The sequence below is a fragment of the Streptomyces caniscabiei genome (assembly GCF_014930365.1).
In the GTDB taxonomy this organism is placed as follows: Bacteria; Actinomycetota; Actinomycetes; order Streptomycetales; family Streptomycetaceae; genus Streptomyces; species Streptomyces caniscabiei.
In genome coordinates this window covers 115,751-139,967 of record NZ_JABXWI010000006.1, presented here as the reverse complement: position 1 = coordinate 139,967, position 24,217 = coordinate 115,751, and the positions used below count along the sequence as shown (strand labels likewise).

Sequence of the window (24,217 nt, the reverse complement as noted above, 5' to 3'; positions counted from 1 at the left end):
CGGTGTCGAGAGCCTATGTGACGCTCAGGTGCTGGCTGTGCGGCGTACGAGCCGGTGGCCTCGCAACTCCCGCTCGCAGCGTACGAGTTCGCGTTCCCAGCCTTCTTCCGTGCCGATCAGGTGCGGGCTCTCGTAGAGGCCGGCGCGAACCTCGGCGTCCGTGAGCCTCCGGTATTTGGGTGCGTCGGGATCGTCCTCGGCAAGGAACTCGTGCTTGCGGTGCAGCAGGGGACGGTTGGTGGAGTCCGCGTACGAGGTGAAGGAGGACTTGAGGGTCTTCAGGTCGACGGCGTACGACGCCGCGAGACGCGGGTGGGGGTCCGTGTCGAACTCGGGGTAGTCGAGCCAGCTGACGCCACGGCCCTGGTGGCGGAGCTTGACGACGGACCACTCGCCGGGACGGCCGGCAGCGATGCTCGCGCACTGCTCGTACAGGCGCAGCACGGCCGGGATCCGGTGAAGTGCGCGGCGGTGCACGTACAGGGCGGTCGCGGTGAATTTGCCGGCGATCGATCCGTTCATCGCGCGGCGGACGTATGCGTCGTCACGCAGCTTGAACAGCAGGCGATCGGCTCGCTGGCACGCCTCGGTGTACGAGGGGAAGAACGCGCGGATGTCCAGTTGTACGGGCAGGGGCAGACTGCTCACGGGGCCTCGGCCATGGAACAGCTCCAAAGCGAGGAACTGCAGCGTGTCAAGGGCTCCGCGTTCGGCGCTCCGTTCCACCTTCACGGGGTCGGCTTCCTGCTCGGCAAGCCGCTTCAGTTCAGCAGGGCGCAGGTGGCCGAGGAGGCTGATGATGGGCTGCGGCATTTCCTCAAGCTGAGGCATCCGGCCCCGCTGTTCGAGATGATCAACCACCGAAGTGATCGCCGAGGCGGTGTCCTCGGACGCCAGCCACCCCCCGTCCGGGGCAACCTGGCGGGCGAGGTAGCTCAGGCGGGCCGCATCGTCCTTGAAGGCATAGACGATGCCCGGCGCCGCCGACAGGCAGCGGACGCCTGTGGCCTCCTCAACGTAGTCGCGAAGCTCGCCGGCGGCGTAGAGGTGTTGGAAGGTACGGCGCTGAGTGAGGATGCCGTCGCCATACTCCGTGCCTTTGATCTGGTTGCGCTCCCACCTCAACCGGGCGGACACCACGAGCACGGATTTGGCGAGATTCCAGGCGCGGAGGAGCGTCTCTCGTCGTTCAGCGGGGTTCTCAATGACGTTCAGGACATAGGTGAGAAGGACTACCTCGGCAGGCTCACGCCGTCCATCCGGGAAATGCACCGGGTCCCACCCTGCGGCCTCAAGGCCAAGGTGCTGCAGAGCCCGTACATCGCCGCCACGTCCGCACCCGTAGTCCAGTACACCCACGTCTGGTTCCAGCTGAAGGTCGCCAACTGCACGACGGGCCGGTAGCGAGAGGCCGACGCGGCCAATGGCGGTCCGATGCCTCTGGCTGCTCCAAAGCTGCTGTGTCATCGGTGTCCCCTGATTCCACGGACAGGCCAGTATGCGACAGCACCGAACCTTACGTGACGCCCGCTTCGGCTACCGGGCTTACCCGGAGCCACGCCTCCCAGCTACCCACGGACGTTGCCGCGATCGCGGAATTCGACTCCGAGTACTTGTTGCGACGTTGCTCGATAGTTGGCCTCTTTGATCGCTACTCGGCCAGAGACGGTCGTAGCCCGGCCTCACTGCGGCCCACAGCAGCGGCTACGGGTACCCGCGGTACTGATCCTCACGTGCGACACCGGCCCGTTCGCCGAGGGCGATGCGCCCACCCCACGTCGCCGCGCCGAGTCCAGATCACAGTGCTGTGGTCGTTTGGCTCCGCTGCCCCGCCGGGATCTAGTCGGCGTCAGTCTCTGTCAGCAGTCGTTCCAACTCTGCGTTGCCGTCATCGCTTCGCAGCTGCTTGAACAGGTCCTTCAGGGCTTCTGCCTCTGGTTGCCGACGTTCCGCCAATTGCCACCACAACTCGTACACCTCTCTGGGGGTACGGCTGCGCGCAATGGCCATCAACAAGGAATGGACACGCCACTCCTCCTTGAAAAAGCGCCACACGAGCTCGCTCAGATCGTGAAACGGCAGGTTCTGCGCCGACACTTCGATAAGGCGCTGAGCGGTCTCATGCAGGCCCGCCATCCGCAGTTGTTCGACCAGGCGGATGATCATCATGGCGTCGCTCAGCCGGACAAGGCCCGTAAGGAATGCCTCGACGCCTTCGTCGGCCCCGACCTGGCACAGATGCCGCGCGATGTCCCTAGGCGATCGGCTGGCGAACTGCCTGACATCTAGTACGGCCTGGTCGTCGTCGCTGTGGGGGAGCGACGCAGAGCTGCTGTTGCGCACATCGAGGCCCGGTCGGAAGGGCTTCCAGGGGTCAAGGCTGGCCACCACGCGCCAAAGCCTTGAGAACCGGTCGGCTTCCGCATCCGCATCGCGGGCCGGCCGAGCCATGCTGGCAAGCACCAGCACAATCGCGACGACGACCGAACAACTGGCGCTGTCCCCCCTGCCGGTGAGGACTTGCCGTATGCGTTCGTGGCTCACCGTGGTGGGGGCAGCGTCGTGACCGGTGATGGCCTTGCTGATGTCGCGCAGACTCGGGCAGCCCGCTGCGACATACAACTCGTACATGCCGACGGTGAGTTCCCTAAGCGGCCCCGCCGGGAGTTCTTCCTCGCCGGGAAGAGTCACCATTCGCCTCGGCATGAACACTCCCTTGTCAACTGGCGTCAACTCGCCAAGACCAGATTTCCGTGCGCGGACTTCTTTCGTCAACCGGTATCACCTCCCGTCCCCCCGGTGGCGCCCCGACCGACGCTGGTCATAGGGGGGCGACGCGACGACCTCCCTTCGATCAGCAGGAGGGAACAGGACATGAGGCTGCCGGGGAAAAAACAGATGGGGCTTGTCCGCATCTATGTCGCTGAGCGAGGCCGGGCAGGAACGGCCGTGATCCGTAACGTCGGCAACTGGCTGGCCACACCCCCTGGCATGGCTGCACTGACGGGCTGCCAGACAGCGGTCACCATCATCAATTGGCTGGGGAACTGACGCCACCGACGAAACGTGAATACGTCGTTGCGAGCGGCGGGCTGGGGCTACTGAAGCGGCACCACGCCTCGGCCCGCTTCCATGCGGCCTTTCGGGGCTCGGCGGCCTGAACCATGCCCCGGACATCGCTCGTACACAAACAACAACCACTGCAGCGGAGGTCGCCCGTTCAATAGCGGCAGGTGGAGGTTCCCAGCGGCCTAGGCCCGTTGAGTTAGGTGATCCGTTCCGTCGGTCGGGAGACACTGCCTTGAACCACGGGGAGCTGATGACGGCCCGAGGCAGATGAACGCCCTCTGCTTTCGAAGCGAGGCAACATAGCGTGGTATCGCCGGTTGGCCAAACCGGCGATACCACGCATCATTGATGGTCCACCGCCACTACCTGTCATCTACATCGGAAGGCACAACCCCCACCACATCCACAGCGGCCGAGTTCCGCATCCGCTCATGTCAAAGCGCGCTGGAGGTTACGCCGCCGCGTAGCTGGCGCGGAAGACGCCCATAGCCCGCTCCAGGTCCCGCTCAGAGCGCAACTGCACCTCCAAGTCACCCGTACCGTGGTGGCCGAGTTCCGTCACATCCCGGGTGAAGCCGGGAATGAGGTCCACCTCCTTCGGGTCGACCTTGAGGTAGACGAGGAGCTTCGTCTTCTGGGGCGGGCAGACGCAGGCGAAGTTCCGCAGGCGCTGATACGCCCGGTACTGCTTGCGCTGCACCCGGCTGACGCCATCCCCGAGACCGAGCAGCACCTCATCGACCACCTCCGCCAGCTCTGCCAGCGCTCCGCCCTGCCCGCGGACAGGCGGCAGCCCGACCGCGCCCCGGCGAACCGGCCTCGCGGCCGATGTCCGCCCGGTGACGGAAGCCACGGTCTCAAGTCCGATGAGGTCCTTGTCGAAGAACCGGTAGCGAACCAGGTCGATGCTGCGCCGGTGCTCGCGTACCGCGTGCGCGTCGTAGCGGGTGAAGTCGCCGGCGACGCAGATCAGCCGGGGTGCGCTCCACAGGACCTGGGACGCGGCCGATGCCCCGAGCCGGTCGCGGACCAGGTTCCGGAAGGCGTCCTTGTGAGCCATCAGCCACGACATGTAGTAGAGGCCCTGGTTGATCACTCCGGCATCGGTGCCGCGCTTGTACTCCACGACCACCGGCGCCCCGTTCTCATCGAGCCCCAACGAGTCGATCCGTCCGCCATCAGCACAGTCAATGACGTACTCGCTCGCCAGAAACCGCACCCCCAGCATCGCCTCCATGTGCGCCTCGACGAGGCCCTGCACATCCGCCTCGACCTCGGCAAGACGCGGCGTGACCTCGGTCACGCCGCTGTTCGTCATGTGGAACAACTTCAGGCCCGACACCTTCCCCTCCTCGACTCGAAGATCGAGAACGTCAGGAAGGGGCAAGATTGTTTCCGTGAGCCCCTGCGGGCGAGTGAAGAAGTCATGTGCGGGGCTACTAGACCGCATCTGTTTTCCCCATGCGGAGCTACGCCCACAGGTCAGCACAGAACCAGCACGGGAGGGCTGATGTGGGGTGATGAGAGGTGCTCACAGGTCAGCACCAAGTCAGCACGGGGACGAGAAAGGGGCCTGCCTCCGAAGAGACAGACCCCACCTGAACTGCACATTTGCAAGATCAGCTAAGTCGTGGTAAGTCACCCGCTAGACATTGAAGCGGAACTCGACGACGTCCCCGTCCTGCATCACGTAGTCCTTGCCCTCCATGCGGGCCTTGCCCTTGGCGCGGGCCTCGGCGACCGAGCCGGTCTCCACCAGGTCGGCGAAGGAGATGACCTCGGCCTTGATGAAGCCCTTCTGGAAGTCGGTGTGGATCACGCCGGCCGCCTCGGGGGCCGTCGCGCCCTTCTTGATGGTCCAGGCGCGGGATTCCTTGGGACCGGCCGTGAGGTAGGTCTGCAGGCCCAGGGTGTCGAAGCCGACCCGGGCGAGCGTGGCGAGGCCCGGCTCCTCCGCGCCGACCGACTCCAGGAGCTCCATCGCGTCCGCCTCGTCCAGCTCGGCGAGGTCCGCCTCCAGCTTGGCGTTGAGGAAGATCGCCTCGGCGGGGGCGACCAGGGCGCGCTGCTCGTTCTTGAAGTCCTCGTCGGTCAGCTCGTCCTCGTCGACGTTGAAGACGTACAGGAACGGCTTGGTGGTGAGCAGGTGCAGGTCGTGGAGGAGCTCCTCGTTGCCGGAGCCCTGCACGATGCCCTGCGAGAACAGGGTGTCGCCCTTCTCCAGGATCTCCTTGGCCGCCTCGACGGCGGCGACCTTCGGCGCGATGTCCTTCTTGATGCGCGACTCCTTCTGGAGGCGCGGCAGGACCTTCTCGATGGTCTGGAGGTCGGCGAGGATCAGCTCGGTGTTGATCGTCTCGATGTCGTCCTTGGGCGAGACCTTGCCGTCGACGTGCACGACGTTCTCGTCCTGGAAAGCACGGATGACCTGGCAGATCGCGTCCGACTCGCGGATGTTGGCGAGGAACTTGTTGCCGAGGCCCTCGCCCTCGCTGGCGCCGCGCACGATGCCCGCGATGTCGACGAAGTCGACCGTCGCCGGGAGGATCTTCTGCGAGCTGAAGATCTCGGCCAGCTTGGTCAGGCGCTCGTCCGGGACGCCGACGACGCCGACGTTCGGCTCGATCGTGGCGAACGGGTAGTTGGCCGCCAGCACGTCGTTCTTGGTCAGGGCGTTGAACAGGGTCGACTTGCCGACATTGGGCAGACCGACGATTCCGATCGTGAGCGACACGTTTGCGACTTCCCGTACGTAGGAGGGCCAGGCGGCCGGGGCTGGAGCGGCTGGGCCTGGGGCCGGCCCGGAGCCTGTCCGGCGGATCGTGCCCCAGCGGCCGGAAGGCCGGCCGATCCCCCAGTTTACGGCGTACCGGCACCCGACCCGGCGAGGTATCGAACGCTTGGCCAAGGTCCGCTCGACGGCGTGTCTGTGAACCCATTCGGCACATTAACCGACCTAAGTTGGACGAGTGGAGCAGCAGCAGAGGACGCACCCCCCGCATCCCCGTCGCACCGGGCCGCAGCGCGGCGCCTCGCCCCTTCCGCCGCAGGCGGGCAGAGGGGGCCGGGTTCCCGGCGCGGGCGTGCCGCGTCGTGCTCCGGTCGCGCGCGGGCCCGTGCCGCCCCCCGTCCGAGCCGTGCGGAGCGTCGCGCGGGCCGTGCGCCGGATGCCGAACCCGCGTCTCACCGGGCGGGGCTGCGGGCTGTTCTGCGGGGTGTCCATGTTCGTGCTGGCCGGGCTCGACCGGCTGCTCCTCGGCGCCTCCGCCGCCGTGTACGGGGTGCTGTTCCTGCTGGTCAGCGCCTTGGGCGCGGTGTGGGTGCGGCGCGGTGACCTGGCGAGCGCGCCCGTCGTCGTGCCGATCGCCTTCGCGGTCGGGCTGCCGCTGCTCGCCGAGGGCGAAGGCGGCCTCGGGGGGCATCTGATGGCCCTGGTCACCGCCCTCGCCATGCAGGCCGGCTGGCTCTACGGCGGCACCCTCGTCGCCGGCGTCATCGTGACCGTGCGCAAGCTGCGGCTGATGGCCCGCCGGGCCGCCGAGCGGGAGATGGACAGGGGCGGCGAGGGGGAGCCGGGTGGTTCGGGCCGGGAGGGGCGGGCCCCGGTCGGTGGGCAGGGTGGGCAGAGCCGGGACGGGGGGCAGGGGCGGGGAGCAGCGCCCGGTGCGCGGGGACCGGGATCGTACGACCACCGGCCCGTCGGACCCCGGGCGCCACGGCCTCCGGCCCAGCCGCGCCGTACCGTGCCCCGGGGGTAGCGGGCGCGGCGCCGCTCCGCACGAAGGGGTGCGAGGGGCCGTCGTACGGGTGCGGGTGCGTGGGGCTTCTCGCGCAGTTCCCCGCGCCCCTGAAAAGCAGGGGCTGCGCCCCGTGCTTTTCATCCCGCAGCCCCCGTCGCTTTCCAAACCCGCAGGACCGTGGTCTTCCAGGCCCGCAGGGCCTGGTCTTTCAGGGGCGCGGGCCTGGTCTTTCAGGCCCGCAGGGGTCAGGGGCGCGGGGAACTGCGCGAGAAGCCCCACGCACCCGCACCCGACAACACGCCCTTCCCGGGCTGCGCCCCTAGCCGGCCTTCGCCGCCCGCATCGCCGCGCCCACGATGCCCGCGTTGTTCTGCAGCTGGGCCGGGACGATCTCCGCCCTGATGCCCTCGATGAGGTGGAGGAACTTCGCGGACTTGCGGCTGACGCCGCCGCCGATGATGAAGAGCTCGGGCGAGAAGAGCATCTCGACGTGCGCGAGGTACTTGGTGACGCGCTTGGCCCAGTGCTCGTAGGTCAGCTCGTGGTCCTCCTTGGCCTTGGTGGAGGCGCGGGTCTCGGCGTCGTGGCCGTTCAGCTCCAGGTGGCCCAGCTCCGTGTTGGGGACGAGGACGCCGTCGGAGAAGACCGCGCTGCCGATGCCCGTGCCGAAGGTGAGCAGGATGACCGTGCCCTGCCGGTCGCGGCCCGCGCCGAACTGGACCTCGGCCACACCCGCCGCGTCCGCGTCGTTCACCACGGTCACCGGCAGGCCGCCGAGCCGCTCACCGAGCAGGGCGCGCGCGTCGACGTCGATCCAGCTCTTGTCGACGTTGGCCGCCGTACGGATCGTGGCACCGCCCGTGACCACGCCGGGGAAGGTGATGCCGACCGGGCCGGTCCAGCCGAAGTGGTCGACGACCTCCTTGACCCCGTCGGCCACCGCGTCCGGCGTCGCCGGGTGCGGGGTCAGCACCTTGTGCCGCTCGTCCGCCAGGTCGCCCAGGTCCAGGTCAACGGGAGCGCCCTTGATCCCCGAACCACCGATGTCCACGCCGAAGATGTGCATGGCCCTACGTTACGTCGTACGACTGACAGTCACGTTCGCGAGGGGGGCGACCGCCGACGGGGGCCGCAATCCTCACGTCACCGAACGGGGACGGCCCCGGAACCTTCACGTTCCGGGGCCGAAGCCGTGCGGGGTCGGACGGTCAGGCGCCCTGGCCGGTGCGCTCGGCGACCAGGGAGGCCGCCTCCTCGCGCAGGTCGCGACGCAGCTCCTTGGGCAGCGAGAAGGTGATCGACTCCTCGGCGGCCTTCACCAGTTCGACGTCCTCGAAGCCGTGCTGGGACAGCCGCTCCAGGACCTCCTCGACGAGGACCTCCGGCACCGAGGCGCCCGAGGTGACGCCGACGGTCTCCACGCCCTCCAGCCAGGCCTCGTCGATCTCGCTGGCGAAGTCCACGAGGTACGCCTCGCGGGAGCCGGCGAGCTTGGCGACCTCGACGAGCCGGACGGAGTTGGAGGAGTTGCGCGAACCGACCACGATGACCAGCTCCGCCTGGGCGCCCATCTGCTTCACGGCGAGCTGGCGGTTCTGCGTGGCGTAGCAGATGTCGTCGCTGGGCGGCGAGACGAGCAGCGGGAACTTCTCCTTGAGCGCGCCGACCGTCTCCATCGTCTCGTCGACGGAGAGCGTGGTCTGCGAGAGCCAGACGATCTTGGACGGGTCGCGGACCTCGACCTTGGCGACGTCCTCGGGGCCGTCGACCAGCTGGATGTGGTCCGGCGCCTCGCCCGAGGTGCCGATGACCTCTTCGTGTCCCTCGTGCCCGATCAGGAGGATGTCGAAGTCCTCGTTGGCGTACCGGATCGCTTCCTTGTGGACCTTGGTGACCAGCGGGCAGGTCGCGTCGATGGTGGCGAGCTTGCCGCGGGCGGCCTCGTCGTGGACGGTCGGGGCGACGCCGTGCGCCGAGAACATGACGATGTTGCCCTCGGGGACCTCCTCCGTCTGCTCGACGAAGATGGCGCCCTTCTTCTCCAGCGTCTGCACGACGTACTTGTTGTGGACGATCTCGTGGCGGACGTAGATCGGGGCCCCGTACTGCTCCAGGGCCTTCTCGACGGCGATCACCGCGCGGTCGACACCCGCGCAGTAGCCGCGCGGGGCGGCGAGGAGGACACGGCGGCGGCCAGGCGAAGCGGTCATGTCTTCCATCGTAGGGGGTGGCTCCGCCGGTGTTGGCGGGGAGAGCTCGGGTGGGGGCGGTGCGTGGATGGGTGCGGGTGCGTGGGGGCTGGTCGCGCAGTTCCCCGCGCCCCTGGAAAAGCAGGGGCTGCGCCCCGTGCTTTTCCCCGAAAGGGCCGCAGGCCTCTTTCAGGGGCGCGGGGAACTGCGCGAGCGACCACAGCGCGCCCGCACCCGCCGACACACGGACACCCCCACCCCCTGACGCGCTCGTCGGCGGCACTGTCCGCACCCCCCGCTACCCTCGGCCGCATGGCACTCAACACGTCCGCCGAGTCCCCCCTCCCCGTCGGCGAGGTCTCCCGCCTCATCGGCGGCTGGATCGACCGGCTCGGCGCGGTGTGGGTCGAGGGGCAGATCACCCAGCTGTCGCGGCGCCCGGGCGCCGGCGTCGTGTTCCTCACACTGCGGGACCCCTCGCACGACATCTCCGTGGGCGTGACCTGCTATCGCCAGGTGTTCGACTCGGTGGCCGACGTGGTGAGCGAGGGCGCCCGGGTCGTCGTCCTGGCGAAGCCCGAGTGGTACGCGCCGCGCGGGCAGCTGTCGCTGCGGGCCACCGAGATAAAGCCGGTCGGGGTCGGTGAACTGCTCGCCCGGCTGGAGCAGTTGAAGAAGTCACTGGCGGGCGAGGGGCTGTTCGCGCCCGAGCGGAAGAAGCCGCTGCCCTTCCTGCCGCAGCTCATCGGCCTCGTGTGCGGCCGTGCCTCGGCCGCCGAGCGGGACGTGCTGGAGAACGCCCGGCACCGCTGGCCGGCCGTCCGCTTCGAGGTGCGCAACGTCCCCGTGCAGGGGGTGCACGCGGTCCCGCAGGTCGTGCGGGCGGTGCAGGAGCTGGACGCGCTGGAGGGCGTGGACGTCATCGTGGTGGCGCGCGGCGGCGGCAGCGTGGAGGACCTGCTGCCGTTCTCCGACGAGCAGCTCGTACGGGCGGTCGCGGCCTGTCGTACGCCGGTGGTGTCGGCGATCGGGCACGAGCCGGACACGCCGCTGCTGGACTATGTGGCGGACCTGCGCGCGTCCACGCCCACCGACGCGGCCAAGAAGGTCGTACCGGACGTGGGCGAGGAGTACGAGCGCGTGCGGTGGCTGCGGGACCGGGCTCGGCGGTGCGTGCGGGCCTTGGTGGAGCGGGAGGAGCGCGGGCTGGCCCATGCGTTGGCGCGCCCCTCGATAGAGGATCCGCATCGCATGATCGACGAGCGCGCCGACCACGTGGCGTCGTTGCTCGACCGGGGGCGCCGCTGCCTCGGGCACCATCTGGACCGTGCCTCCTCGGAGTTGACGCACACGCACGCGCGCGTGGTGGCCCTCTCCCCCGCGGCGACGCTCCAGCGGGGGTACGCGGTGCTGCAGAAGGCGGACGGGCATGTGGTCCGGGCGCCCGGCGAGGTCGGGCCGGAGGAGTCGTTGCGGGCGCGGGTGGCCGAGGGCGAGTTCGTCGTCCGGGTCGACGGAGCGGGCACCGTCGACGGGGCCGGGACTGTCGGAGGGGACGCATAGGGTGGGCCGCATGACCAGCAACGTGAGTGAGGCCGAGGGGACGACCGAGGCCGCCGAGGTCTCGGAGTCCGACCGCGCCCTCGGGTACGAGCAGGCGCGGGACGAGCTGATCGAGGTCGTCCGGCGCCTGGAGGCGGGCGGTACGACGCTGGAGGAGTCCCTCGCGCTCTGGGAGCGCGGCGAGGAGCTGGCCAAGGTCTGCCGCCGCTGGCTGGACGGGGCACGGGCCCGGCTGGACGCGGCGCTGGCCGAGGAGGACGCGGCGGAGGACGCGGAGCGGCCCGGGCGGGGCACGCCCGCCGGCTGAGCCTCGCCCCCTCACGTCTCGCACCCCACGAGTCACTGTGACACGCGCGACGTACGCCCACTTTGGTTGAAAGTTGAAATTTAATCCCGTACGGTCGACGGCGTACACCCCGCTCCGCCCCCATCGCACGAAGGTTGTTCCATGTCCCTCGTTCTCGACCCCGCCGCCCAGGACCTGCTGTTCCGCGAGGCCCACACCGCGAACACGTTCACCGACGAGCCGGTGACCGAGGAGCAGGTGCAGGCGATCTACGACCTGGTCAAGTACGGCCCGACGGCCTTCAACCAGACCCCGCTGCGGATCGTCCTGGTCCGCTCCGCCGAGGCCCGTGAGCGTCTGGTGCCGCACATGGCCGAGGGCAACCAGGCCAAGACGGCCGCCGCCCCGCTGGTCGCGATCCTCGCCGCGGACAACGAGTTCCACCAGGAGCTGCCGACCCTTTTCCCGGCGTTCCCGCAGGCCAAGGACCTCTTCTTCGCCGAGCGCGCGGCGCGTGAGTCCGCCGCCGGTATGAACGCCGCCCTCCAGGCCGCTTACTTCATCATCGGCGTCCGCGCCGCCGGCCTGGCCGCCGGCCCGATGACCGGCTTCGACTTCGCCGGCGTCCAGAAGGAGTTCCTGGACGACGACCACACGCCGCTGATGGTCGTCAACATCGGCAGGCCCGGCGAGGGCGCGTCGCACCCGCGCTCCCCGCGCCTGGACTTCGACCACGTCGTCACCACGGTCTGAGCCTCACCACGCACCACCACGCACCACCACGCACCACCCCGCATCACGAAGGGCCCCGGCGAACTCGCCCGGGGCCCTTCGCGGTTCACCGCACGCGGTCACTCCGTCCTGAGTGCCTCGGCCATCTTCGTCAGCTGGGCGAAGGACGCGGAGCCGGTGACCACGGTGGTGGAATCCGTGCCTTCGAGGACCAGGGCGTCGTAGCGGTCGCCCTCGTAGCGGTGCCAGGTCTCGTCGCCGATCTCCTGCGTGGTGCCGGTCTTCTTCGCGTCCTGGGTGGCGTCCGCGATGAACCGGGACGGCTTCTCGGTGGACTGCTCGATCCCCACGTACCGCCCCTCGGGGTCGTGGAACCCGAGGTGCCAGTGGTCGGACTCGTCGCCCCGGAAGCGGACGGAGGTCGCCTTCCAGGCGGCGGGCAGACCTTCGGGCGCGGCCACCGGATAGGAGGCCGCGCGACGTGCCGTCAGCAGTTCGACGCGGTAGTCGACGCGCTTGGGCTCCTGCTCGGTCTCGTCATGGGGGATGAAGAGATAGATGACCCACGCCGCCAGCATGATGAGTCCCAGGGAGAGGACCATGTCGCGAACGGTCTGCTTGCCTTTCGTACCTGCCACGCCCTCATCGTCGCAGGTGCCCCGGTCTGCTCATCCGTGGGGTCCCCTGCTCATTCTGTCGCACTGACGATAGAGTCGGGCGGAACCCTCATCCGGCCGTCGTCGTATCAGAAAGGTGCGCTCCGATGACCGAGAACCACCATCTGCCGTCCGAGCTCGAAGTCCCCTCCGAGGCCCCCGACCGCAACCTCGCCCTGGAGCTCGTCCGGGTGACCGAGGCGGCCGCGATGGCCGCGGGCCGCTGGGTCGGCCGCGGGGACAAGAACGGGGCGGACGGAGCCGCCGTGCGCGCCATGCGGACCCTCGTCTCCACCGTGTCGATGAACGGTGTCGTCGTGATCGGGGAGGGCGAGAAGGACGAGGCCCCGATGCTCTTCAACGGCGAGCGCGTCGGTGACGGCACCGGCCCGGAGTGCGACATCGCCGTGGACCCGATCGACGGTACGACGCTGACGGCCAAGGGCATGACGAACGCGATCGCCGTGCTGGCGGCGGCCGACCGGGGCACGATGTTCGACCCCTCGGCCGTCTTCTACATGGACAAGCTGGTCACCGGGCCCGAGGCGGCCGACTTCGTCGACATCGACGCGCCGGTCTCCGTGAACATCCGCCGGGTCGCCAAGGCCAAGCGGTCCGCGCCGGACGATGTGACCGTGGTCATCCTGGACCGGCCCCGGCACGAGGGGATCATCCAGGAGATCCGGGAGGCCGGCGCGCGGATCAAGCTGATCTCCGACGGCGATGTCGCGGGCTCGATCCTGGCGCTGCGCGAGGGCACGGGCGTCGATCTGCTGCTCGGCGTGGGCGGTACGCCCGAGGGCATCATCTCGGCCTGCGCGGTGAAGTGCCTCGGCGGCACGATCCAGGGCAAGTTGTGGCCGAAGGACGACGCGGAGCGGCAGCGGGCCATCGACGCGGGGCACGACCTCGACCGGGTGCTCACGACCGACGACCTGGTGTCCGGGGAGAACGTGTTCTTCGTGGCCACGGGGATCACCGACGGCGAGCTGCTGCGTGGGGTGCGGTACCGGTCGGAGACCGCGACCACCGACTCGATCGTGATGCGGTCGAAGTCGGGGACGGTGCGGCGGATCGATTCGACGCACCGGTTGAGCAAGCTGCGGGCCTACAGCTCCATCGACTTCGAGAAGGCCAAGTAGCTCCGCCGGTCACGCCGAAGGGGCGGGGTGCCTCGACCGTCCGTCGGCTGCGCGTTGCGCGTGGCTGGTCGCGCCCACGCGGCGGAGCCGCATATCGATCCAGTCTCGCGCTCCTGAAAAACCCAAGGCGAAAGGGCGCCCTCTTGTGCGGAGAGGGCGCCCTCCACAGGGTCCGCGGGGCTAACCCGCCGCCGCTATCGTCCCGTTGGCCCGCGCGGCCTTCTGCAGTTCGACGTCCCTGCGGCGCCTTCGGGCCAGCACCACGCGGCGTTCGGCCGCGGTGAGGCCGCCCCAGACGCCGTACGGCTCGGGTTGCAGGAGTGCGTGTTCCCGGCACTCGACCATGACGGGACAGCGGGCACAGACACGCTTGGCGGCTTCCTCTCGGGAGAGCCGGGACGCGGTGGGTTCCTTGGAGGGGGCGAAGAACAGCCCGGCCTCGTCACGCCGGCACACGGCCTCCGTGTGCCACGGGGCGTCCTGATCCCTGTCTCGCACTGGCACCCGCTGGGGCGGAACAGCAGCGACCTGCAGGGACGAATGCGGCGGATGCAGCACGGTCTACTCCTGACGACGGCTTCGCGAGCGAGAGACGATGCAGCAAGGCCTACCCGCTGTGCGCGGGCCTATGCACTGAGTCCCGAACCGCTGGAATTCGTTGTCAACACCGCGTGGTCACAAGCGGACCGGATCCCTTCGGGGCCTGTCCGGACATGGTCGAATTCGCTGACGTCAACGATCCAGGCGTTTGCGCAAATGATCGTCCACCTTGCGGGCGACATGGTCGGTGACCCGGCCGAGGAGATCGGCGATCACCTTGCCCCGCTTGGGTTTCGCCTCGACGCTCCCGAGGACGGCCAGTCCGTCCACATAGACCACGGGGGCGTCGGTCTCCTCCGAGTCCAGCGCGTCCACCGCGAAGTCACCGAGGACACCGGCGCCGCTGCCGCGCAGCGAGACGTTCTCCGGGACGCGGATCTCGACGCTGCCGAAGACCGAGATCACCTTGATCATCACCTGGCGGTGCTCGAAGAGCGCCTCGCTCAGGTCCAGCTCCACGCTGCCGAATATCGCGTAGGCATGGATCCGGCGGCCGGGCCGCCAGCGGCCCTTGCGGGTGGAGGCGCTGAAGACGGCGACCACCCGGTCGTCGGGGTCGATCGGGATCGCGCCGGGCGTCGGCCGGTTGGGCACGGAGGACACGGGCGGCACATACGCCGGCCCGGCCTTGCGGGCCTGGCCGGCCGGCAGGTCCCGCACGAAGACGTCCAGCTCGCCCACCGTCTTGGCGGCGAGCACGCCCTCGACGCGCTCGGCGTGCTCGTCCGCGGTGAGGCGGCCCTCGGCGAGGGCGTCGCGCAGGAGGTCGGCGATCCGGTCGCGGTCGGCGTCGGAGGCGCGCAGCTCGGCGGCGGACAACGGCGGTTCCTGGGTGGGGCGCTTCTGAAGGTCCACGGCAGCAGCGTACCCACTCGCGATAGATCGCGACCAGGGGTGTGGACAACTCGGGGCCGGCGAACTGAGCCTTACCTCACAAGCCCGGTCTCCGAGCCAGGTTCTACGCTGGTGGACGCTGCCGATGGAGGCCAGCCGCGCCGTCGTGTCGAGCGCCGAGTGCCGAGTGCCGAGTGAGGAATGGGCGACATGCCTGAGTTCGAGTACACCGATCTGCTCCCCATGGGAGAGGACACCACCCCGTACCGGCTGGTGACCTCCGAGGGTGTCTCCACCTTCGAGGCCGACGGGCGGACGTTCCTCAAGGTGGAGCCGGAGGCGCTGCGCAAGCTGGCCGCCGAGGCGATCCACGACATCCAGCACTATCTGCGTCCGGCGCACCTCTCGCAGCTCCGCCGGATCATCGACGACCCCGAGGCGTCGAGCAACGACAAGTTCGTCGCGCTGGACCTGCTGAAGAACGCGAACATCGCGGCCGCCGGTGTGCTGCCCATGTGCCAGGACACCGGTACGGCCATCGTGATGGGCAAGCGCGGGCAGAACGTCCTCACGGAGGGCGCCGACGAGCGGGCCCTGTCCCAGGGCATCTACGACGCGTACCTGAACCTCAACCTGCGCTACTCGCAGATGGCTCCGCTCACCATGTGGGAGGAGAAGAACACCGGGTCGAACCTGCCGGCGCAGATCGAGCTGTACGCCACCGACGGCGGCGCGTACAAGTTCCTGTTCATGGCCAAGGGCGGCGGCAGCGCCAACAAGAGCTTCCTCTACCAGGAGACGAAGGCCGTCCTCAACGAGGCGTCCATGATGAAGTTCCTGGAGGAGAAGATCCGTTCGCTGGGGACGGCCGCCTGTCCTCCGTACCACCTGGCGATCGTGGTGGGCGGCACGAGCGCCGAGTACGCGCTGAAGACCGCGAAGTACGCCTCCGCGCACTACCTGGACGAGATCCCGGCCGAGGGGTCGCCGCTCGGTCACGGGTTCCGGGACAAGGAGCTGGAGGAGAAGGTCTTCGAGCTGACGCAGAAGATCGGGATCGGCGCGCAGTTCGGCGGCAAGTACTTCTGCCACGACGTGCGGGTCGTCCGCCTGCCGCGGCACGGTGCCTCCTGCCCCGTCGCGATCGCCGTGTCCTGCTCGGCCGACCGCCAGGCCGTCGCGAAGATCACCGCCGAGGGCGTGTTCCTGGAGCAGCTGGAGACGGACCCGGCGCGGTTCCTGCCGGAGACCACGGACGAGCACCTTCAGGCCGACGGCGACGTGGTCCAGATCGACCTCAACCAGCCGATGGACGCCATCCTCGCCGAGCTGACCAAGTACCCGGTGAAGACGCGGCTCTCGCTCTCCGGGCCGCTGGTCGTGGCGCGGGACATCGCGCACGCCAAGATCAAGGAGCGGCTCGACGCGGGCGAGGAGATGCCGCAGTACCTGAAGGACCACCCGGTGTACTACGCCGGCCCGGCGAAGACCCCCGAGGGGTACGCCTCCGGTTCCTTCGGCCCGACGACGGCCGGGCGCATGGACTCCTACGTCGAGCAGTTCCAGGCGGCCGGCGGCTCCAAGGTGATGCTGGCGAAGGGCAACCGGTCGCAGCAGGTCACGGACGCGTGCGGGTCGCACGGCGGGTTCTACCTCGGCTCCATCGGCGGCCCCGCCGCCCGCCTCGCGCAGGACTGCATCAAGAAGGTCGAGGTCGTCGAGTACGAGGAGCTCGGCATGGAGGCCGTCTGGAAGATCGAGGTCGAGGACTTCCCTGCGTTCGTCGTCGTCGACGACAAGGGCAACGACTTCTTCAAGGACCCGGCCCCGGCGCCCACCTTCACGTCGATCCCGGTGCGCGGGCCCGGCCTGGCGTAGTCCTCCTCGGACGCCCGACGCGGCGGTCCGGCCCGGTCCCGGGCCGGGCCGCGGCCGTCCGCCGTCCGCCGTCCGCCGTGGTCACCCTCACGGGGGACGGCCGGGAACATCACGGACGGCCGGGACGCTGTACCGGGCATGAGTGACTACCGCGTCGAACACGACTCCATGGGCGAGGTCCGCGTGCCGGCGGACGCCAAGTGGCGGGCCCAGACCCAGCGGGCGGTCGAGAACTTCCCGGTCTCCGGGCAGCACATCGAGCGTGCCCACATCGAGGCCCTGGCCCGGATCAAGGGCGCGGCCGCGAAGGTCAACGCCGAACTGGGCGTGCTCGACAAGGACATCGCCGAGGCGATCCGGGAGGCGGCGGACGAGGTCGCGGAGGGCCGCTGGGACGCGCACTTCCCGGTGGACGTGTTCCAGACCGGGTCCGGGACGTCGTCGAACATGAACACCAACGAGGTCCTCGCCACCCTGGCGACCGAGCGGCTCGGCCGCGATGTGCATCCGAACGACCACGTCAACGCCTCGCAGTCGTCCAACGACGTCTTCCCGTCCTCGATCCACATCGCCGCCACCGCCGCCGTGACGCGTGATCTGATCCCGGCGCTGCGGCATCTCGCCGACGCGCTCACCCGTAAGTCCGTGGAGTTCGCGGACGTCGTGAAGTCCGGCCGTACGCATCTCATGGACGCCACACCGGTCACTCTCGGCCAGGAGTTCGGCGGATACGCGGCCCAGGTGCGGTACGGCGTCGAGCGGCTGGAGGCCTCGCTCCCCCGCCTCGCCGAACTCCCCCTGGGCGGCACGGCGGTGGGCACGGGCATCAACACACCGCCCGGGTTCTCCGCCGCCGTCATCGCGGAGGTCGCGCGGGCCACCGGGCTGCCGCTCACCGAGGCGCGGGACCACTTCGAGGCGCAGGGCGCGCGGGACGGGATCGTCGAGACGTCCGGCCAGCTCCGTACGATCGCGGTCTCCCTCACCAAGATCGCCAACGATCTGCGGTGGATGGCGTCGGGCCCGCGGACCGGTCTCGCGGAGATCTCCCTGCCCGACCTCCAGCCCGGTTCCTCGATCATGCCGGGCAAGGTCAACCCGGTGATCCCGGAGGCCGTTCTCATGGTCGCCGCGCAGGTCACGGGCAACGACGTCACGGTCACCACGGCGGGCGCCTCCGGCAACTTCGAGCTCAACGTGATGCTGCCGGTCATCGCCAAGAACGTGCTGGAGTCCGTCCGGCTGCTGGCGAACGTCTCGCGGCTGCTCGCCGACCGGACCGTGGACGGGATCGTCGCGCACCGGGAACGGGCCCGTGAGTACGCCGAGTCGTCCCCGTCCGTGGTCACCCCGCTCAACAAGTACATCGGGTACGAGGAGGCCGCGAAGGTGGCCAAGAGGGCGCTCGCCGAGCGTCGGACCATCCGGGAGGTCGTCCTGGACGGCGGGTACGTGGAGCGCGGCGATCTGACGCTGGCGCAGCTCGACGAGGCGCTGGATGTCCTGCGGATGACACGGCCGTGACGCGACCGTGAGCGGACGGCGAGTTCCGGCCTTCGTGGGTGTCCCCCGGGTAACCGATTCCCGCCGAGGCGTGAACCGTGACCGGTACCGCAGCGTCATATGCGCATGACACCTAATATCTGCGCATGGGAGACGACGGAGTGGTGAGACGAGTGGAAGCGGGCGGGGCGACGGCGTTCTGGGAGCCGGGGAGTCAGATCCTGTGGCGTTACCGGGAGAACGGCGGCGATCGCTTCCATATCGCGCGTCCCGTCACGGTGGTGCGCGACGACGCGGAGCTGCTGGCCGTGTGGTTGGCACCCGGCACCGAATGCGTACGACCCGCGCTGGCGGACGGCGCCTCGCTGACCTCGGTACCGCTCGACTCCCGCTACAAGGAGCCTCGGAGCGTGCGGCTCGGCCGCTGGTCCGGCACCGGAGTGCTGAAGCTGGCACGGCCGGGCGAGCCGTGGTCGGTGTGGCTGTTCTGGGAGCAGGGTTGGCGTTTCAAGAACTGGTACGTCAACCTGGAGACGCCGCTGGCTCGTTGGGACGGCGGTGTGGACTCCGAGGACCACTTCCTGGACGTCTGCGTGTATCCGGACCGATCGTGGAACTGGCTCGACGAGGACGAGTTCGCGCAGGCCCAGCAGGACGGTCTGATGGACGCTTCGGCGGCCGAGCGGGTCCGGGAGGCGGGGCGGTCGGCGGTGGAGGTGATCCGCGCGTGGGGCCCGCCGTTCTCGGACGGTTGGCAGCACTGGCGCCCGAATCCGGCATGGGGAGTACCGTCTCTCCCGGACGACTGGGACCGTACGCCCGCGCACTTGTCCTCATGAGACCCTTGATGCGCCCCCGGTCCGCAACCGTAGGATCGTCCTCCGCAATGGTTCACAGGGGCAACTCCCGCAGTTCGGGCAGGGCTTGACCGTACGTCACCGAGGGGCGGCAAGACGTGATCAAGGGGTACGAGGGTTACACCGGGACGAGCCGGAGACGGCCCGACGGACGGGCAGTACTGTCGTTCGGCGAGCCCGCCGGTACCGTGTGTGCCACAGGAACTGCCTCTGACCACGCGGGAATTCCGTTCCCAGGACACGTAATCCGGGTATCGGCCTTTCTGCGGGACGAAGTATCGGGTTTGCGGGACGCACTGCGCTCACGACGCGCAGTCCCGGACGGATGGATTCGACACGCGTGACGGAGCACCCCACCTCCCACGAGCGCCCTCAGGGCGGCGCCGGCCCCACGGATCCCCGCGGGGCGCTTCTGCGTACCCAGGAGCCGATGCGCAACGCGCCCGCCACGGCCTTACCCGCTCAGGCACGCATGGGTGACGCGCCGGCCGAGCCGGGCACCGCGGCCCCCTGCGCGAAGAACGAGGCGCCCTCGGAGCACGCGCAGCCGGCGCTCTCCGAGCATTCGCAGCCTGCGGCCACCGAGCCCGACCCGCACCGCCCGAGGCCCGCGCCGGAGACCATCCCGGCGCAGCCCGGCGGTGAGCCGGACCGGTCGGGCGGCGGCAACAGCGGCGGCGGTCTGGAGCGGCGTGGCGGGCAGGGAGTGCCTCCCGGTGCCCCCATGCCCATGCGGCGCGACGGCGACCGGCTGCGCTTCGTGGGCGCCGCGACCCGGCGGATCGCCCGCGGCATCGACCTGGACGAGATCGTGATGGGTCTGTGCCGGGCCACCGTGCCGACGTTCTCGGACGCGATCCTCGTGTATCTGCGCGAGCCGCTGCCGGTCGGCGACGAGCGGCCCACCGGGCCCATGGTGCTGCGGCTGCGCCGCACCGACCGGATCCCGGAGGAGCGGGACACCGAGGGCGGCTTCATGCCCTCGTCGCTCCAGCCCGAGCAGCCCGTCGACCTGGCCGTCGTCACCGCCGAGCAGTGCGAGGTACGGCCCGGTGGGGCGCTCGCGGAGGTGCTGCGGGGGGTGCGCCCGGTCTTCGCGGACGCCCCCGCCGCGCACGACGCGCTGCCGGAACTCCTCGGCCCGGACGCCGAACTGACCGTGCCGACCGGCCAGCGGGCGATCCTCGCGCCGCTGCGCGGGCGGCGTCGGGTGATCGGCGCGGCGGTGTTCCTGCGCCGCCCGGAGCGGATGGCGTTCGAGCAGGACGACCTGCTGGTCGCCGCCCAGCTCGCCACGCACAGCGCGCTCGGCATCGACAAGGCGGTGCTGTACGGCCGCGAGGCGTACATCGCCGACGAGTTGCAGCGCACGATGCTGCCGGAGGCGCTGCCGAAGTGCACCGGCGTGCGGCTCGCGCACCGGTATCTGCCGGCCGCCGAGACCGCGCGGGTCGGCGGCGACTGGTACGACGCGATCCCCCTGCCGGGGAGCCGGGTCGCGCTGGTCGTGGGCGATGTGATGGGTCATTCGATGACCTCGGCCGCGATCATGGGTCAGCTGCGGACCACCGCGCAGACCCTGGCGGGCCTGGATCTGCCGCCGCAGGAGGTGCTGCACCACCTCGACGAGCAGGCCCAGAGGCTCGGCACGGACCGCATGGCGACCTGTCTGTACGCGGTGTACGACCCGGTCTCGCACCGGATCACCATCGCCAACGCCGGGCATCCGCCGCCGGTGCTGCTGCATCTCGGCGGGCGCGCCGAGGTGTTGCGGGTGCCGCCGGGGGCGCCGATCGGCGTGGGCGGGGTGGACTTCGAGGCGGTCGAGCTGGACGCGCCGGCCGGTGGCACGCTGCTGCTGTACACCGACGGGCTCGTGGAGTCGCGGCTGCGGGATGTCTGGACCGGGATAGAGCAGTTGCGGGAGAAGCTGGCCGCGACCGCGCAGCTGACCGGGCCGGACCATCCGCCGCCGCTGGAGGCGCTGTGCGACGAGGTGCTCGACATGCTCGGCCCGGGGGACCGTGACGACGACATCGCGCTTCTTGCCGCGCGGTTCGATGGGATCGCTCCCAGCGACGTCGCGTACTGGTTCCTGGAGCCGGAGGAGATGGCTCCGGGGCGGGCACGTCGGCTGGCCCGGCATGCGCTGTCCCGATGGGGTCTTGAGGACTTGACCGATTCGGTGGAGCTGCTCATCAGCGAGGTGGTGACGAACGCGGTGCGGTATGCAACGCGGCCCGTCACCCTGCGGCTGTTGCGGACCGATGTGCTGCGGTGCGAGGTCACCGATGACGTGCCTCAGCTGCCCCGGCTGCGGCAGGCTCGGGCGACGGACGAGGGGGGCCGTGGGCTCTACCTGGTCAATCGGCTGGCCAAGCGGTGGGGAGCCACGCGGTTGAGTGCGGGGAAAGTGGTCTGGTTCGAGCTCAACCAGGCGTGAGCGCTCCGCTGGGCTGCGCCGCTCAGAGCTCGGGACCGACCGTGCTCTGAGCAGAAGCCGGTTCGTCGTGGCTGGTCGCGCAGTTCCCCGCGCCCCTCAAGGGCCTACGGCCTTGAGCGCGCGAAGGGGGCGCTCGGTGTTTTCGCCGGGCGCCCCCTCGCTCTGTCACGTGCGCTAGTTGTCCACCTGTGGGTCGTTCGGGTTCGTCGGGAACTCGATGCCGCCGTCGTCGCCCGACGGAGTTTCCTCCGGGGTGGTCGAGGGGGTCTCCTCCGGGGTGGTCTCCGGGGTCGTCGGAGGCTCGCTCGACGGCTCGTCCGTGGTGGGTGTCTCCGACGGGGTCTCGGACGGCGTCTCCGAAGGAGTCTCGGACGGCGTCTGCGACGGGGTCGGGGACTCCGTGGGCGCGACCGCGGCACCCTGCTTGGTGTCCAGGTCGAACTTGGTGGTCTTGCCCATGACGCCGAAGGTGTACGTGGCCCAGATCCGGGCGGGGAAGCCACCACCGTTGATCCGGGGCTCGCCGAGCGCGTTGTACATCGAGACGTGCTTGCCGTTCTTGCTCATGTCCTCGCCGAACAGGCCGACGGAGGTCACGAGGTTCGGCGTGTAGCCGGTGAACCAGGCGGAGCGGTTCTCGTCGGAGGTACCCGTCTTGCCGGCGACCTGCTGGCCGTTGCGGGCCGGGTTGTCACGGACGGACTTCTGGGCCGTACCGTCGTCGACCACGCCGGTGAGGACCGAGGTGACCGTGTCGGCGGCCTCCTCGCTGATGACCTGTTCGCCGATCGGGTCGTCGAACTCGACCTCGGTGTCCCGGCGTTTGGCCTCGGCGATGATGGTCGGGGTGACCTTCTTGCCGTGGTTGTCGAGAGTGGCGTAGATGCCGGCCATCTCCAGCGGGCTGGCGCCCATGGAGCCCAGGGTCTGGGCGGGCACGGCCTCCATGCCCTCGGTGTCCATGCCGAGCTTCCCGGCGACCTCCATGACCTTCTCCATGCCCACGTCCACACCCATCTGGGCGAAGACGGAGTTGATGGACTTGTTCATGGCGGTCTGCACGGTGACGTCGCCGTAGTCGACGTTGTCCTCGTTGGGCGGGGCGAAGCCGACCGCGGTGCCGTCGTCCGTGACCTTGTGCCTGCTGTCACCGTCGTAGACCGTGCTGGCGGTGATCGGGTCGCCGTCCTGCGTCTCGGCGTCCCCGTCGACGGCCGCGGCGAGGATCACCGGCTTGAAGGTGGAGGCGGGCTGGTAGTCCCGGCGGGTGGCGTTGTTGGTGAAGTGCTTCACGTAGTCGACGCCGCCGTACATCGCGACGACCTTGCCCGTCTTCGGGTCGACGGAGACGGCGCCGGCCTGGATGTACTTGTCGACCTTGCGCTTCTTCGGGTCGAGGTTGCTGGTGAGGCGTTCCTTGACGGCCTTCTCCAGCGCGGCCTGCTTCTTCGGGTTGATGTTCAGCGTGATCGTCCAGCCGCGCAGGTCGATGAGCGCCTTGGCCTCTTCGGTGTCGTCCGCCTTGCCCGAGGCCACGAGCTGCTTGGCCAGCTGGTTGTTGGCGGCCTCGACCAGGTAGCCGTTCTGGCCGGCCATGCCGGCGGCGGCCTGGGGCGCCTTCGGCTTGGGGAGCTTCAGGTCCGCCCGCTTCGAGGCGGTCAGCTTGGTCTGGTCCTGCATCTCGACCATGTTGTCCAGCACGTAGTTCCAGCGCGCCGTGACCAGCTTCTTGCCGGTCGGGGTGGCGGTGGCCAGGTCGTACTGGCTGGGGGCCTGGAGCAGCGCGGCGAGGTACGCGCCCTCCGCGACGTCGAGGTCCTTGGCGTCCTTGCGGTAGTACGCCTGGGCGGCGGCCTGGATGCCCCACGCGCCGCGGCCGTAGTAGCTGGTGTTGATGTAGCCCGCGAGGATGTAGCCCTTGGACTCCTCGCGCTCCAGCTTCAGGGAGATGACCAGCTCGTTGAGCTTGCGGGTCACCGTCTGGTCGGACGTCAGGTAGTAGTTCTTGACGTACTGCTGGGTGATGGTCGAGCCACCCTGCTTGCCCTTGCCGGAGAGGGTGTTGATGACACCGCGCGCCATGCCCTTGAAGTCGACGCCGGGGTCGTTGTAGAAGGTCTTGTTCTCAGCGGCGACGAAGGCCAGCTGGACCTGCTTGGGGACCTTGTCGAGTTCGACGATCTCGCGGTTGGTGTCGCCGGTGCGGGCGAAGATCTTGCCGTCGGAGGTCTTGTAGACGTTGCTTTCCTGGGTCGCCTCGGGGTTGCCCTTGGGGATGTCGATCATCAGGTAGAGCACGATGAAGGCGCCCATGCCGAGCAGGCAGACCCCGAGGAAGGTGCCGAGGATCTTCTTCCAGGTGAACAGGCGGCGGAGGAAGCTCTTCTCGTTCTTCTGCTTCTTCTTGTTGCCGGCCTTGGCCGCCGCGCGGGCCGCCGCCCGGCCGCCGCCCTCGGGCGGGGCTATGACGGCCGTCGCCCCCGCATCGCCTCCGGACGAGCGCTGGGGCGCCGCGCGGCGACCGCCGCGCTGCCGCGCTCGTCTTTCTTCCGCTCGTCCCATGGCTCCGGTCCGCTCCGACTTCTGCTCGGTCTCATACGTCACTCGGGTCTTGTCAGCTCAGCAAGCTAACACCGAGGACCACGACAAGAGGGAGTCGGTCCGCTCAGTGGCGACGTGACAAAGCGCACGCGCTGCGCGCGGTCACAGACCTCATCCCACCGGA

At 69.4% G+C, this 24,217-nt stretch carries 20 protein-coding genes; 10 read left to right on the top strand and 10 right to left on the bottom strand.

Going from position 1 to position 24,217, the window contains the following annotated elements; translation table 11 throughout:
* Positions 1-24 precede the first annotated feature (24 nt).
* Both HW837_RS18110 and HW837_RS18105 read right to left on the bottom strand, forming a co-directional pair.
* Positions 25-1,467 carry a DNA phosphorothioation-associated putative methyltransferase gene (locus HW837_RS18110; RefSeq protein ID WP_037729856.1) on the bottom strand — a complete coding sequence of 481 codons (1,443 nt, stop codon included), beginning with the start codon at positions 1,465-1,467 and terminating at the stop codon, positions 25-27.
* A gap of 372 nt (positions 1,468-1,839) precedes the next feature.
* Complete coding sequence (locus tag HW837_RS18105; RefSeq protein WP_143671971.1) at positions 1,840-2,775, bottom strand: hypothetical protein; 936 nt, start codon at positions 2,773-2,775, stop codon at positions 1,840-1,842.
* Positions 2,776-2,874: 99 nt separating this feature from the next.
* Here HW837_RS18105 and HW837_RS18100 point away from each other — a divergent pair, with 99 nt between their 5' ends.
* Positions 2,875-3,051, top strand: coding sequence for a hypothetical protein (locus tag HW837_RS18100; protein ID WP_159056946.1), 177 nt, complete (start codon positions 2,875-2,877; stop codon positions 3,049-3,051).
* Between the two features lie 469 nt (positions 3,052-3,520).
* Here HW837_RS18100 and HW837_RS18095 read toward each other — a convergent pair whose 3' ends face one another.
* Both HW837_RS18095 and ychF read right to left on the bottom strand, forming a co-directional pair.
* Positions 3,521-4,411, bottom strand: a complete 891-nt coding sequence (locus HW837_RS18095) for a DUF5655 domain-containing protein (protein WP_037729858.1) — start codon at positions 4,409-4,411, stop codon at positions 3,521-3,523.
* A gap of 303 nt (positions 4,412-4,714) precedes the next feature.
* Positions 4,715-5,803, bottom strand: a complete 1,089-nt coding sequence (gene ychF / locus HW837_RS18090; RefSeq protein WP_093791646.1) for a redox-regulated ATPase YchF — start codon at positions 5,801-5,803, stop codon at positions 4,715-4,717.
* A gap of 433 nt (positions 5,804-6,236) precedes the next feature.
* Here ychF and HW837_RS50050 point away from each other — a divergent pair, with 433 nt between their 5' ends.
* A complete protein-coding gene (locus HW837_RS50050; protein WP_045559151.1) occupies positions 6,237-6,827 on the top strand; it encodes a DUF6542 domain-containing protein in 591 nt (196 codons plus the stop codon).
* Between the two features lie 301 nt (positions 6,828-7,128).
* On the opposite strand, the gene ppgK is transcribed toward HW837_RS50050, so the two are convergent.
* Both ppgK and HW837_RS18075 read right to left on the bottom strand, forming a co-directional pair.
* Positions 7,129-7,875 carry a polyphosphate--glucose phosphotransferase gene (gene ppgK, locus HW837_RS18080; protein WP_045559152.1) on the bottom strand — a complete coding sequence of 249 codons (747 nt, stop codon included), beginning with the start codon at positions 7,873-7,875 and terminating at the stop codon, positions 7,129-7,131.
* 142 nt (positions 7,876-8,017) lie between these two features.
* Positions 8,018-9,028 (bottom strand): 4-hydroxy-3-methylbut-2-enyl diphosphate reductase, encoded by a 1,011-nt coding sequence (locus HW837_RS18075; protein WP_107073744.1) that lies wholly within the window; start codon positions 9,026-9,028, stop codon positions 8,018-8,020.
* A gap of 282 nt (positions 9,029-9,310) precedes the next feature.
* On the opposite strand from HW837_RS18075, the gene xseA reads away from it, so the two are divergent.
* The 3 genes from xseA (at position 9,311) to HW837_RS18060 (ending at position 11,600) form a co-directional block, all read left to right on the top strand.
* Positions 9,311-10,561, top strand: coding sequence for an exodeoxyribonuclease VII large subunit (gene xseA, locus HW837_RS18070; protein ID WP_193382521.1), 1,251 nt, complete (start codon positions 9,311-9,313; stop codon positions 10,559-10,561).
* Positions 10,562-10,571: 10 nt separating this feature from the next.
* Positions 10,572-10,868, top strand: a complete 297-nt coding sequence (locus HW837_RS18065; protein WP_193382520.1) for an exodeoxyribonuclease VII small subunit — start codon at positions 10,572-10,574, stop codon at positions 10,866-10,868.
* A 141-nt stretch (positions 10,869-11,009) separates the two neighbouring features.
* Positions 11,010-11,600, top strand: coding sequence for a malonic semialdehyde reductase (locus tag HW837_RS18060; RefSeq protein ID WP_045559154.1), 591 nt, complete (start codon positions 11,010-11,012; stop codon positions 11,598-11,600).
* Positions 11,601-11,698: 98 nt separating this feature from the next.
* Here the strand turns inward: HW837_RS18060 and HW837_RS18055 are convergent, their stop codons facing one another.
* On the bottom strand, positions 11,699-12,217 hold the full coding sequence (locus HW837_RS18055) for a DUF4245 domain-containing protein (protein WP_193382519.1): 519 nt from the start codon (positions 12,215-12,217) through the stop codon (positions 11,699-11,701).
* Positions 12,218-12,342: 125 nt separating this feature from the next.
* Here HW837_RS18055 and glpX point away from each other — a divergent pair, with 125 nt between their 5' ends.
* The gene (gene glpX, locus HW837_RS18050; RefSeq protein WP_045559156.1) at positions 12,343-13,377 is read left to right on the top strand and encodes a class II fructose-bisphosphatase; all 1,035 of its coding nucleotides are present in this window, start codon (positions 12,343-12,345) and stop codon (positions 13,375-13,377) included.
* Positions 13,378-13,557: 180 nt separating this feature from the next.
* On the opposite strand, the gene HW837_RS18045 is transcribed toward glpX, so the two are convergent.
* Together HW837_RS18045 and HW837_RS18040 are read right to left on the bottom strand one after the other, a co-directional pair.
* Positions 13,558-13,935: a WhiB family transcriptional regulator gene (locus HW837_RS18045; RefSeq protein ID WP_041669242.1), complete on the bottom strand. Its 378-nt coding sequence runs from the start codon at positions 13,933-13,935 to the stop codon at positions 13,558-13,560.
* A gap of 174 nt (positions 13,936-14,109) precedes the next feature.
* A complete protein-coding gene (locus HW837_RS18040) occupies positions 14,110-14,832 on the bottom strand; it encodes a DUF1707 SHOCT-like domain-containing protein (protein WP_045559157.1) in 723 nt (240 codons plus the stop codon).
* Between the two features lie 189 nt (positions 14,833-15,021).
* On the opposite strand from HW837_RS18040, the gene HW837_RS18035 reads away from it, so the two are divergent.
* From HW837_RS18035 to HW837_RS18020, 4 genes are all read left to right on the top strand, one after another.
* Complete coding sequence (locus HW837_RS18035) at positions 15,022-16,689, top strand: fumarate hydratase (RefSeq protein WP_045559158.1); 1,668 nt, start codon at positions 15,022-15,024, stop codon at positions 16,687-16,689.
* A gap of 138 nt (positions 16,690-16,827) precedes the next feature.
* Positions 16,828-18,213, top strand: coding sequence for a class II fumarate hydratase (locus tag HW837_RS18030; protein ID WP_193382518.1), 1,386 nt, complete (start codon positions 16,828-16,830; stop codon positions 18,211-18,213).
* 125 nt (positions 18,214-18,338) lie between these two features.
* Positions 18,339-19,031 (top strand): cytidylyl-2-hydroxypropylphosphonate hydrolase, encoded by a 693-nt coding sequence (gene fomD, locus HW837_RS18025; RefSeq protein ID WP_045559160.1) that lies wholly within the window; start codon positions 18,339-18,341, stop codon positions 19,029-19,031.
* A 343-nt stretch (positions 19,032-19,374) separates the two neighbouring features.
* Positions 19,375-21,492 (top strand): SpoIIE family protein phosphatase, encoded by a 2,118-nt coding sequence (locus tag HW837_RS18020; protein WP_193382517.1) that lies wholly within the window; start codon positions 19,375-19,377, stop codon positions 21,490-21,492.
* 174 nt (positions 21,493-21,666) lie between these two features.
* On the opposite strand, the gene HW837_RS18015 is transcribed toward HW837_RS18020, so the two are convergent.
* Positions 21,667-24,054, bottom strand: coding sequence for a transglycosylase domain-containing protein (locus HW837_RS18015; protein ID WP_193382531.1), 2,388 nt, complete (start codon positions 24,052-24,054; stop codon positions 21,667-21,669).
* Positions 24,055-24,217: the final 163 nt, after the last annotated feature.

Coding starts and splice junctions, on each gene's coding strand:
- HW837_RS18015 (WP_193382531.1), bottom strand. CDS start 24,054: ATGGGACGAGCGGAAGAAAGACGAGCGCGGCAGCGCGGCGGTCGCCGC.
- HW837_RS18030 (WP_193382518.1), top strand. CDS start 16,828: ATGAGTGACTACCGCGTCGAACACGACTCCATGGGCGAGGTCCGCGTG.
- HW837_RS18020 (WP_193382517.1), top strand. CDS start 19,375: ATGGATTCGACACGCGTGACGGAGCACCCCACCTCCCACGAGCGCCCT.
- HW837_RS50050 (WP_045559151.1), top strand. CDS start 6,237: ATGCCGAACCCGCGTCTCACCGGGCGGGGCTGCGGGCTGTTCTGCGGG.
- fomD (WP_045559160.1), top strand. CDS start 18,339: ATGGGAGACGACGGAGTGGTGAGACGAGTGGAAGCGGGCGGGGCGACG.
- HW837_RS18060 (WP_045559154.1), top strand. CDS start 11,010: ATGTCCCTCGTTCTCGACCCCGCCGCCCAGGACCTGCTGTTCCGCGAG.
- HW837_RS18110 (WP_037729856.1), bottom strand. CDS start 1,467: ATGACACAGCAGCTTTGGAGCAGCCAGAGGCATCGGACCGCCATTGGC.
- xseA (WP_193382521.1), top strand. CDS start 9,311: ATGGCACTCAACACGTCCGCCGAGTCCCCCCTCCCCGTCGGCGAGGTC.
- HW837_RS18035 (WP_045559158.1), top strand. CDS start 15,022: ATGCCTGAGTTCGAGTACACCGATCTGCTCCCCATGGGAGAGGACACC.
- HW837_RS18100 (WP_159056946.1), top strand. CDS start 2,875: ATGAGGCTGCCGGGGAAAAAACAGATGGGGCTTGTCCGCATCTATGTC.
- glpX (WP_045559156.1), top strand. CDS start 12,343: ATGACCGAGAACCACCATCTGCCGTCCGAGCTCGAAGTCCCCTCCGAG.
- ppgK (WP_045559152.1), bottom strand. CDS start 7,875: ATGCACATCTTCGGCGTGGACATCGGTGGTTCGGGGATCAAGGGCGCT.
- HW837_RS18075 (WP_107073744.1), bottom strand. CDS start 9,028: ATGGAAGACATGACCGCTTCGCCTGGCCGCCGCCGTGTCCTCCTCGCC.
- HW837_RS18065 (WP_193382520.1), top strand. CDS start 10,572: ATGACCAGCAACGTGAGTGAGGCCGAGGGGACGACCGAGGCCGCCGAG.